The sequence below is a fragment of the Pseudomonas putida genome, assembly GCF_002906855.1.
GTDB classification, from domain to species: domain Bacteria; phylum Pseudomonadota; class Gammaproteobacteria; order Pseudomonadales; family Pseudomonadaceae; genus Aquipseudomonas; species Aquipseudomonas putida_N.
Genome location: NZ_MINI01000023.1, coordinates 1 through 8,396, shown reverse-complemented (window position 1 = coordinate 8,396; position 8,396 = coordinate 1). Strand labels below are relative to the sequence as shown.

The window sequence follows — 8,396 nt, the reverse complement described above, 5'->3', positions numbered from 1 at the left end:
GCTGCTGCTGACTAATGAAGGCAGGCATTATTCAAAAGATTCCGTAGTGGACGTTATGAAGTCCTATGAAAGAAAGTGCGGTTTCTATGTTCGGGCCCACATGCTACGCCACACCTATGGGACTTATACCTTGCTTGCTCTTCGAAAAAGCAAAGAGTTTGAAGGTGAGCCATTGTTGTATGTCCGAGATAGGCTGGGGCATTCAGATGTGCAAACAACTATGATCTATTTGCATCTCATAAACCAGCTTGAAGCCCAATCCGTCCTTGCTCACGAGGACGAAATTGACATGATGTTTATGACTGATTCGGTTTCGCGTATTTGAGGTAGCACCATTGGCTCGGCAAAAAAGCTACAAGGCGGTTATGCGGTCGGTTACAAAAGGATTCGAGGCTGTCGAAGATGATATCAAGATTGACCTGCCGAGAAACCCGAGAAACCACAGGCAACTCGATCATACGAAATATTTAGGCTTGGGCTTCGACGCTTGGGCAATTCAAAGTCTTCACGTTATCAAAGCTTTGCTACAAGGAGGAAACTTCTCAGTGACGACCTTGATTGGTTACTCTACGAACGGGCTGAGATTTTTTATAAATTTCTTGAGTGGAGGTTCGGTCAAGTCGCCACCTGCAACGCCAAACAGTCTTACCAAAAGCCACTTGGATCGATACATCTCTTGGCTGAGGCTAAAATACCCTAACGGCTCGACAGCCAAGAATTACTATACTAGCTTCAAGTCGTTAGTTGTTGTTTTGGCTGAATATGGATTTATTGAAGTTAATCTTGACGATCTTTTGCCCCTCAATCCATTTCCTAATAATTCGCAGAGCACTAAAGATGCAGATCCGCTCACCTTGGGTGAAATGCAAAGGCTGATTGGCGCTTTGAAGTCAGATCTTATTGCCATCCATAAGGGTACATTCCTTGGAAATGGCGCGGAGGCGATGGCTGTATTGCTACTAATTACTGCGGCAAGGTCTGGAATCAATACTACGCCGCTCTTGGAGATGAAAAGGGATGCCCTACAGCCTCACCCATTTATTCCTAATCTCAGGTTGATTACTACCGTCAAACGTCGAGGTAAAGGCGCACAGAGCAAAACAATCCGTCAGACTAATCTGCTAGATGAGTACAGTGCTATTCCCCTGGATGGGGTGGCAGTCCTCAATAAGGCGCTGGAGATTTCTAAGCCACTCGTAGCACTGGCACCTGATGAAATATCTTCATGTGTGTGGTTATATCGCTCGGGCCAGCCTGGCCGCTCGAACGACATCGTTACCCTTACACCCGGTGCTTTATATGTCACGGCAAAAAGCATTTGTGAGCGTCATGCGCTTCAGGATGATCAAGGCAATCGGCTAAATGTCACGCTTAGTCGGCTGCGAAAGACTATGGAAAGCCGTTTGTGGAAACTGAGCGGTGGCGACATTATAGAAGTTTCCTCCGTTATGGGTCATACCCCTGGTGTCGCCGATAATCACTATTTGAAAATCAACGATGAGATCAAGGTCGACGGGGCGACATTTGTTGGGGAGGCTTTTCCGGACAAACTACGTGGCATAAACGTTATACCAACCCCACCAGGCGGCTGCAAAGATAGCCTTTACGGTAGTCTGGCACCAAAGGATGGCGTCAATCATTGTTCTGAATTCATCCACTGCCTCGGTTGCCCTAGCTATGCAATTGTAGGCACCTTGGAGGACTTATACCGGCTGTTCAGCTACCAACAATTCTTGTATGCAGAAGTCGAATACTTTCTCACGGACGAGTGGGGCGCATGGCGCAAGCGTCAGTTTGACTATATTCGATTGATAGATGATTTCACCCAGAAGTTTGATCTTGCATTGGTTTCGCAAGCAAGGGCTCAGGCTGAGTCATCTCCGCACTTGTTCTGGGCTAAAAAAATCGAGTTCATGAAGAAAAAATTGGGCGGCGAAATTTGAGCATAAGAACCACGAATGCGGTGTTAAAGGCATATGATGTCCTCATCGCACAGCCAGTTTCAGCGAATGGTCTAAGTCCCGCAGAGCGGGATGCAATCGTGATCAGCGCTATCGTTAATGAAGATGGAGAAACCTTCGTTCTTAGCAGGTTTGGCGATGCACAGTGGGATCTTCGCCCGTTTTTTGATCAGGCCAATATTGCTCATTCTTATAAATTCATCAACTGGGATATGGGCATGCCTCGGGCGCTTATTGATGACTGCAAAGCTGTTGCTTATGCTTGGTTTAAAAGAGGAATGCCTAGATCCAAACCTCCTATCGCACGGGGCATTACTACTTTCGCCGTCGTCAGCGTGATGCCTTTTGTTCGCTGGTTAAACAATCTAGGAGTTTCAAGCTTTGCAGATGTCCGTCCGATCCATGTCAGCAATTACGTTCATCATTGCAAATATGAATTGAAGTTAAGGCCTCTCCCGCTGTATGGGCGATTACGGGTTATTGATTTTCTTTGGGTGTTTTCTGTCGACACGATGTTTCCCATTCAGAGTTATCCTTGGGGTAATTCGACATTGTGGCGGATTTGTGGGGTCGCGAATGTAAAAGGGTTGGGTGCTGCCACTAAAAACGTCGGGCGAACAGATATCATTCCTCATGATGAACAATCTAGGATTTTCAACTATTGCGAAAGCATTGTCCGGGAGATGAAGGCCGAATTGGCAGTCAATGGTATTGGATATCATCCTAGTGATGAACGGATGGCAATTCGTTGCAGAGATGCTGTTCTGTATATAGTTTCAATCACTAGCGGCATGCGCAATGACGAGGCAATTGGAATTGAGGTTGGCGCTTGGCGCAAAGAGTTAAGAAATGGAATTAATTTTTGCTGGGTGACCACAGTCGAGCACAAGACAGGTAAAGGCCAAGTCGAATATCTTGTGCCAGAACTAACGATTGAAGCTTTAAGTCTTTTGGCAAAATATTCAGCACCCATCAGAAAAGAGCTGGATGAAGAGATTAGACAGCTTGCAAGCAATCGGGATTTTTCGTATTCAACTGAACATCTCCTTAGGCTCGAAAAAGCCCGAAAAGACGCGAATAAACTATTTTTGGGACGAAACACACAAGGAGGGAAAGTTCAGGAAAGCCATCATGTTGAGGCTCTCAGCGGGCAAGCATCCAATGCTGCGTTTGACCGTATAGCTAAAGCCGCTGGAAGCGATTGGCCGTTGAGGACGCATCAATGCAGGCGAACATATGCAAGATGCTTTGTAGAATCCCGTATGGGCCGCACTTCATTGATCTACCTCAAATGGCAGTTCAAACACAGCAGCATGAGTATGACCCAACTCTATGCATCCAATCCGCAGCAAGACCTGACTCTCTTTGATGAGATCTTCCAGCAGATGACAGAGTTTAAAATTGACCTGATCGAATCATGGCTCGATGATCAGCCACTGGCAGGGGGCGCTGGCGAAAAGATTGTGGAATTGCGGGCAATTCCAATCAAGGATAGAGCTGCTTTGCTTGCCCAGACCGCCCCACATGCCAACATTCGTGCGACTGGACACGGCTGGTGCATCGCCACAGAGCGGGGCTGCGGAGGTGCTGGTCTATACGAAGCCACACGGTGTCCAGGGTGCAAAAATTCGGTGATCGATGAAGTCTTCGCCAGCACTTGGCAGGACATCTACATTCAACAGCGAGAGCTGATAAAAATTGAGGATGCAGGCCCGGCTGTTAGGCAGCGCGCAGAACGCGACTTGCAGGTTGCACTAGATGTAATTACCAGCCTTGGCCTTTCTCCAGTTGAGGAAATGGAGGAGGCGGCAAATGACTAGACAGGCGGTGGGCCCTGACTCTCCTATTCGCTCCAGGTCGAAGACACTCGCCGCGCTCAACAAGGTCGTCGACGATCTCATTGCTGGTGACGGAAAGCTTTCCATCACATCCGTTGCCCGTGCCGCAGGTGTGACTCCGGGACTCATCCATAACACTTACCCAAGCATAGCGGAAAGGATTCGCAACATCGTTGGCAAGTCGGTGCGAGCCCAGCGAGACTCTAAGCATCAAGCGTTGATGAGCGAGAAAGAAAAGAACAGGGTGCTCCGTGCAGAGAATGATCAGCTTTTAGCGGAGGTAGCTCGGCTGGCTTCGGTTAACCAGCGACTAATATTCGAGATGATTCAGCTGAAGGCGGTTGCCAACGGTAAGGTCACCGCACTCCCTCTGAAACCAGGGCCAACTAGGCCCTGATGGGGAACCCGCAGAATTCGTAAAAATCGCACGCTAACAGTTCAAGCGTCCCGGCCACGCCTGACTGTAGCTTGTTGACTGGTCAGTCTGTCTCGCGGGTAAAGCGATAGAACAAGTTCGGCTCGCTGACCACGTACAAATACCCTTCATCGTCGATGGTTACGCCTTCGGCTTGGGGTATGCCTTTCAGCAAACCAGCAAACCCCCTCGCCAAGGAGCGGAAACTCACCACCTTGCCCTCATCGGTGATTTCAATCAGCAGTTTCGACTCGTCGCTGAGCAATATCAGGTGGCCACTCTGTTGATCGAAGACGACCGAAGACAAGTCAGTGGCAAATACCTTGTCCTTTACCAAGTTGGACAGGTCGCGCACGTGCAGGGAAAAACCTCCTGCCAGGCTGGCACGAAGGCCGCCCACTTCCAGCAATTGGCGAGGGTCACGCTCCTTGGTCACAAACAAGCGATCACCTTTCAGGTCGTAGGCGAGCCCTTCAAGGCCTTTGTTGTCCGCCTTGCCAAGTGCCAAGGTCAGAGCTGGATACTGGTCTCGGCTCAATGAGCGACCGGGAGAAAGCTTACTGCCTTCGGCGAGGGGGACATCCACGATAACAAGGCTCTGCCGGCGCTCCTCGGCGATTACCAGTTGGCCGTTGCCGGCATAGGACACCGCCTCCACATCGTGGAAACCGTCCAGGCTATAGCGCCTTTCCACGTCACCGTCACGACTGAGGGCCAATAGTTCGTTTGGGCCGTTGGTAACCGCCCATAGCAGGTTCAGGTCAGGGTCGAAGGTCAGGCCCGAAAGGTTGTTGTCCACACCGGGAACCGGCTTAGCATCGAGCTCAACCCGATAGTCAGGCAGCCACACAGAGCGCTCCTGCCAATCGTCGGTGTGCCAGTGGGTCTTGATCCAGAAGTACAACCGATCATCAAGGTGATGGGTGCGGACTTGGAATACGGTAAGCAATACAAAGCACAGCAGTGCCCACATCCAGGCACTTGTTTTCTGTGTTCGGCCCAACCAGTTTTTAGCCATCAAATACATTAGAAGCCTCGTTAATTGGGACTGACGTCACGAGCTGTCATGGTTTCAATCCGACTCGGCGCGGCTCGCACAGGTGATGCACAACGGCGTGGCCGGATCGAATTCCAGGCGGCCCGAGGCGATCAACTCGCCGCATTGGTTACACCAGCCATACTCGCCCTCGTGCCAACGCTTGAGGGCCAGCTGGAGGCGGACGCGTTCATGCTGCGCCCGACTGCGGATGGCATCGTTCATCGCTTGCTGCTGGAGTGCGTCCATCCTCGACAGACGCCCTACCTTGCTTTGATCCAACTCCACCGATTGCGAGCGAGACTCAGCGTCTTCCAGCAACCGATCCAGCTCGGCAGCCCGCTGTTCCAGTAGGGTCTTGAAATGGGCAAGATCGAGGGCGTCGTCCATGGCCGTTAGCGCAGCAGCAACAGTGGGCCAGTGGTGGTGCGCAGCATGCTGGTCGTGGTGCTGCCGACCAGAAACTGACGGATGCGCGAATGACCGTAGGCCCCCATCACCAGCAGGTCGATGCCGTGCTCTTTCTGATAGGCGTGCAAGGTAGGCTCTATCTCGCCGTTCAGGGTCTCGGCGCGAACAGTGAATCCGACGTTGAGCAGCACTTTCTGCGCCCAGTCCAGCTGCGCGGACGATTCGTCGTTCACTGGCCCAACCATCACCAGGTGGATCGGCAGCCCCTTCAGCAGGGGGCTGGCCGCCAGCATCTCCACACCCTTGCGGGTAGTAGCGCTGCCATCGAAGGCCAGCATCGCGCTCTCGGGCTTTTGGAAGTTGGCCGGGGTGACCAGGATTGGCCGGTGCATGATACGAATCACGCTCTCCAGCTGGCTTCCGACATGCTGACTCAGACCGCCGCTAGACTCGCCTTGGCGACCGATGACCAATAGGCGCGTTTCGCTTTCCAGCTCTTGCAGGTTTTCCAGCAGATCGCCATGACGTTGCTTGGACTCCGGCGCGGTCACACCATCCGTCATGGCCCGCTCTTTCGCGGCCGTTAACATGATCCGCCCCTGCTCCAGGGCCAACTTACCGCGCTGTTCATCCAGGGAAGCAAGCTCATCGAGCAGATGCTCGCGGCTGCCAAGGCCGATATTGCCACTCAAGTCGGCCGCAACTGGGTACTGGCGCTGATCCAGCACATGCAAGAAGGTCAGCGGGGCTTCCAGGCTCAGACTGGCCCAGGCTGCGTAGTCGCACACAGCTGGAGCCGAGGTGGAACCGTCGATACAGGCAATTACTTGGGTCATCGTTGTTCTCCTTCTCAGTGGCCCATGAGTTGATCAATGGCGTCGGGTTTATCGTGAACTCCGAATCGATCCACGATAGTGGCGCTCGCTTCGTTGAGACCTAACACTTCAACTTCGGTGCCTTCGCGGCGGAACTTGATAACCACCTTGTCCAGGGCAGCAACTGCGGTGATATCCCAGAAGTGGGCGCGATTCAGGTCGATGGTTACCTTGTTCAGGGCTTCTTTGAAGTCGAAGGCCGCGACGAACTTGTCTGCCGAGCTGAAGAACACCTGGCCAGTGACGTTATAGCTACGATGCTCGCCGGATTCGTCCAGCGAAGAACTGATCGCCATGTAATGGCCAACCTTGTTGGCGAAGAACATCGCGGCCAGCAGCACGCCGGCCAACACGCCGAAGGCAAGGTTGTGGGTGGCCACCACGACCACAACGGTGACGACCATGACAATGTTGGTCGACAACGGGTGCTTCTTCAGGTTGCGCAGCGAATCCCAACTGAAGGTGCCGATGGACACCATGATCATCACTGCCACCAGCGCAGCCATCGGGATCTGCTTCAGCCAGTCGCCGAGGAACACCACCATCAGCAGCAGGAATACACCTGCGGCCAGGGAGGACAGACGAGAACGACCGCCGGATTTCACGTTGATGATCGACTGACCAATCATCGCGCAGCCGGCCATACCGCCGATCAGACCCGAAGCAATGTTGGCCACGCCCTGGCCCTTGCACTCGCGGTTCTTGTCGCTGGGGGTGTCGGTCAGGTCGTCGACAATAGTCGCGGTCATCATCGACTCCAGCAGACCGACCACGGCCAGCGCTGCCGAGTAAGGGAAGATGATGGCCAACGTCTCGAACGTCAGCGGCACGTCAGGCCAGAGAAAGATTGGCAGCGTATCCGGCAGTTCCCCCATATCACCGACCGTGCGGATATCCAGCCCAACCGACATGGCGACTGCGGTCAGCACGATGATGCACACCAGTGGCGATGGGATGAGCTTGCCGATCCTGGGGATATAGGGAAATAGGTAGATGATGCCGAGGCCTGCGGCTGTCATGGCGTAGACGTGCCAGGTGACATTGGTCAGCTCGGGCAGCTGAGCCATGAAAATCAGGATCGCCAGTGCATTGACGAAGCCGGTCACCACCGAGCGCGAAACGAAGCGCATCAGCGAGCCGAGCTTCAGGTAGCCAGCACCAATTTGCAACACGCCACACAGCAGCGTGGCGGCCAGCAGATATTCAAGACCATGGTTCTTGACCAGGGTCACCATCAGCAGTGCCATGGCCCCTGTCGCGGCTGAAATCATGCCTGGGCGGCCACCGACAAAGGCGATCACCACGGCGATACAGAATGAGGCGTAGAGACCAACTTTGGGGTCGACGCCCGCAATGATAGAGAAAGCGATGGCTTCAGGGATCAGCGCAAGTGCGACGACGATCCCCGCGAGCACGTCGCCACGGACGTTGGAAAACCACGTTTGTTTGAGTGTTTGTAGCATCAGAATATCCAAAGCAATGCACCGCACGCATGCCAGGAAAATGGCGAGCGCGTCGATACGAATTCAAATTGTGAGGATTATTTTGCTGTGCGCTTTGGGTGTAAGAACCGGGCATACAGCAGTACGCAGCCGCCAGCGAAACTGGCGGAGGCGAGGTTGTTGCGAGGGGGCGTAGCGCTAAGGCGGCGTAGGCTGCCAGTAGAGCGTTTGGAGTACAGTCATGCTGGTGTTCCTGTAGCTCAAGGGGTATGCGGAGCCAAAAGTATACAGTGAAGCTATCGTCGATTGCGATCCGCCGCCCTGCTTTGCGAAGCCACGTCTGAAATAGGCTTAGTCGAGGAGTATCGCCATCAGGAACGAAGGAAAATAATCAAAAAAATGTTAGGGAGTTAATTTG

Annotated in this window: 8 protein-coding genes; 4 read left to right on the top strand and 4 right to left on the bottom strand. The window is 53.0% G+C overall.

The features are described from left to right. From BGP85_RS00270 to BGP85_RS00255, 4 genes are all read left to right on the top strand, one after another. On the top strand, positions 1-325 hold a 325-nt coding region (locus tag BGP85_RS00270; RefSeq protein WP_146048953.1), incomplete at its 5' end, for a site-specific integrase. Between the two features lie 10 nt (positions 326-335). Further along, the gene (locus BGP85_RS00265) at positions 336-1,943 is read left to right on the top strand and encodes a hypothetical protein (RefSeq protein ID WP_070087031.1); all 1,608 of its coding nucleotides are present in this window, start codon (positions 336-338) and stop codon (positions 1,941-1,943) included. Between the two features lie 98 nt (positions 1,944-2,041). Then, positions 2,042-3,781 carry a tyrosine-type recombinase/integrase gene (locus BGP85_RS28800; RefSeq protein ID WP_223271185.1) on the top strand — a complete coding sequence of 580 codons (1,740 nt, stop codon included), beginning with the start codon at positions 2,042-2,044 and terminating at the stop codon, positions 3,779-3,781. Then, positions 3,774-4,196: a hypothetical protein gene (locus tag BGP85_RS00255; protein WP_028692955.1), complete on the top strand. Its 423-nt coding sequence runs from the start codon at positions 3,774-3,776 to the stop codon at positions 4,194-4,196. Before BGP85_RS28800 ends, BGP85_RS00255 begins: the two co-directional genes overlap by 8 nt. A gap of 82 nt (positions 4,197-4,278) precedes the next feature. On the opposite strand, the gene BGP85_RS00250 is transcribed toward BGP85_RS00255, so the two are convergent. Genes BGP85_RS00250 through BGP85_RS00235 form a run of 4 tightly spaced genes read right to left on the bottom strand, consistent with a single transcriptional unit; the run spans position 4,279 to position 7,999 of the window. After that, positions 4,279-5,241, bottom strand: a complete 963-nt coding sequence (locus BGP85_RS00250; protein WP_028692954.1) for an SdiA-regulated domain-containing protein — start codon at positions 5,239-5,241, stop codon at positions 4,279-4,281. 45 nt (positions 5,242-5,286) lie between these two features. Further along, a complete protein-coding gene (locus tag BGP85_RS00245; RefSeq protein ID WP_028692953.1) occupies positions 5,287-5,640 on the bottom strand; it encodes a TraR/DksA family transcriptional regulator in 354 nt (117 codons plus the stop codon). A gap of 5 nt (positions 5,641-5,645) precedes the next feature. Then, positions 5,646-6,497 (bottom strand): universal stress protein, encoded by an 852-nt coding sequence (locus BGP85_RS00240; protein WP_028692952.1) that lies wholly within the window; start codon positions 6,495-6,497, stop codon positions 5,646-5,648. Between the two features lie 14 nt (positions 6,498-6,511). After that, positions 6,512-7,999, bottom strand: coding sequence for a SulP family inorganic anion transporter (locus BGP85_RS00235; RefSeq protein WP_028692951.1), 1,488 nt, complete (start codon positions 7,997-7,999; stop codon positions 6,512-6,514). Positions 8,000-8,396 lie beyond the last annotated feature (397 nt).